This window comes from Pseudomonas sp. K5002 (assembly GCF_013386655.1).
Taxonomy (GTDB): domain Bacteria; phylum Pseudomonadota; class Gammaproteobacteria; order Pseudomonadales; family Pseudomonadaceae; genus Aquipseudomonas.
Genome location: NZ_JACARK010000405.1, coordinates 1 through 1,839 on the forward strand (window position 1 = coordinate 1; position 1,839 = coordinate 1,839).

Genomic DNA, 1,839 nt, shown 5'->3' on the forward strand with positions numbered 1-1,839 from the left:
GCAGACGCCAGCGCCGCGACCTACGCGCGCCTGAACGAAATCGCCGACACCGTACTGCGCGCCGGTTTCCCGGTGGTATTGGACGCGACCTTCCTCAAGCGAGAACAACGCGACGCGGCGGCCAAGATCGCCGAGGCCACCGGCGCGCCATTCCTGATCCTTGACTGCAATGCGCCACAGGCGGTAATCGCCGCTTGGCTGGCACAACGTCAGGCGGACAAGAACGACCCTTCCGACGCCACCCTGGCCATCATCGAAGAACAGCAGGCCACCCGTGACCCGCTCAGCGCCGAGGAGTTGCTGCTCAGCAAGCGCGTGGAGACCAATGAAAGCGGGACCCTGGACGCATTGGTGGCACATATTCGCCAGCGCCTGCCGGGGCTGTAAGAAATATTTCTTGGTCGTGCAGCCTTCCGGGGCTCACGGCCGAGAAATAGTGGCACTATAATGGCGCCATAATTCCAACACGGGAGTCGCCATTGTGAGCCAGCCGAAGCTACTTGATACCCCGCTGTACGCGCTTCTGCATAAAGATGATATCCGCGGCTTCAACCAGGAGCGTCCGAAAGACGGCACCATCGATATGCGCGGTGGCGACTTTCGCGGCCTGGACCTGCGCGACCTGAATGCCGAGGGCGTGGATTTCACCGACGCTTATTTCCGCTCCGCCGACTTGCGCGGCCTGGATTTGCGCGACTGCCCCCTGGAAGGCGCGAGCCTGGCGCATGCCCAGATCTCCGGCACTTATTTCCCCCCTGAGTTAAGCGCCGATGAGATCCTGATGTCCGTCAATTTCGGCACACGCCTGCGCTACCGCACTCGCTAAACCGCTGCATCGGCTCCCGGCTACGCACAGGGCGTACCGGGGGCTTCACCCTTTCCTACGCTAAAACCCCCGCCTGCCTTAGAAGCTTTTAGGTCGTTGCCGACCAAAGAACTACGCTTTTCCTACTGAGCGCTACACTCCTTTCAGGCTTGCCTGGTCACGATACCCACCGAACCATTCGGCCGTCGCAAGGAGGCTTGATGAATGATGAGCTGCAACACCTGAAAAACCTTGGCAAGACGTCGGCGCAATGGCTGCATGCGGTGGGCATCCACAGTGCGTCCGACCTACGCCGCCTGGGGGCAGTCGACGCGTACCGTGCCGTACGCACCCGCGGTTTCAGGGCATCCAAAGTGTTGTTGTATGCCATTGAAGGCGCGCTGATGGATGTGCACTGGAATGACATTCCCGTTGAACGCAAGGAAGCTTTAAATCGTCAATTGGACGCTCTGACCGCACGCCAAAAGAATTGAGACGCCAACTTGCACCCGCGTTTACGGGGATTCCAAGCAGAAGTTTGAGGAAATTCGAAGAGGCCGCAAAAACAAATGTTGACTCTCAAATGAGAATCGTTATGATTATCACAACTGGTCGCGAGATCAGCCGATAACTGAAAGACCATTGGTTCGGACTCTCAGATTATCTCCTCATCAGGCTAATCACGGTTATTTGACCCGGCTCTTGCCGGGTCTTTTTTTGCCCATAAAAAACTGCGGCGATTTTCAGCGGGCAATGATCAACGGATGACCGCGCTCCGGGTGCGGCTGCACCAACACATCCAGCCCGAATACCGCCTTCAGCGGCTCAGGCCGCAACACCTGTGCCGGTGTGTCCAACGCATGGGGCCGGCCATCCTCCAGTAACAGGATGCGATCACAGTAGCGCGCCGCCAGGTTCAGGTCGTGAAGGATCACCAGCACAGCCGCGCCACGGTCGGCAAAGCGGCGGATCGCCTGCAAGGTGGTGTGCTGGTGCAGCGGGTCAAGCATTGATGTCGGCTCATCCAGCAACAA

General features: G+C 58.8%; 3 protein-coding genes and 1 pseudogene. 3 read left to right on the forward strand and 1 reads right to left on the reverse strand.

Annotation, left to right across the window (positions count from 1 at the left end):
• The 3 genes from HX846_RS18790 to HX846_RS18800 all read left to right on the forward strand — a co-directional run.
• On the forward strand, positions 1-387 hold a 387-nt coding region (locus tag HX846_RS18790; protein ID WP_178965878.1), incomplete at its 5' end, for an ATP-binding protein.
• A 94-nt stretch (positions 388-481) separates the two neighbouring features.
• Positions 482-826, forward strand: coding sequence for a pentapeptide repeat-containing protein (locus HX846_RS18795; RefSeq protein WP_008436884.1), 345 nt, complete (start codon positions 482-484; stop codon positions 824-826).
• Between the two features lie 200 nt (positions 827-1,026).
• Positions 1,027-1,299 (forward strand): TfoX/Sxy family protein, encoded by a 273-nt coding sequence (locus HX846_RS18800; RefSeq protein WP_003212140.1) that lies wholly within the window; start codon positions 1,027-1,029, stop codon positions 1,297-1,299.
• A 249-nt stretch (positions 1,300-1,548) separates the two neighbouring features.
• On the opposite strand, the pseudogene HX846_RS18805 reads toward HX846_RS18800, so the two are convergent.
• Positions 1,549-1,839, reverse strand: a pseudogene (locus tag HX846_RS18805) (heme ABC transporter ATP-binding protein); the annotation flags it as partial.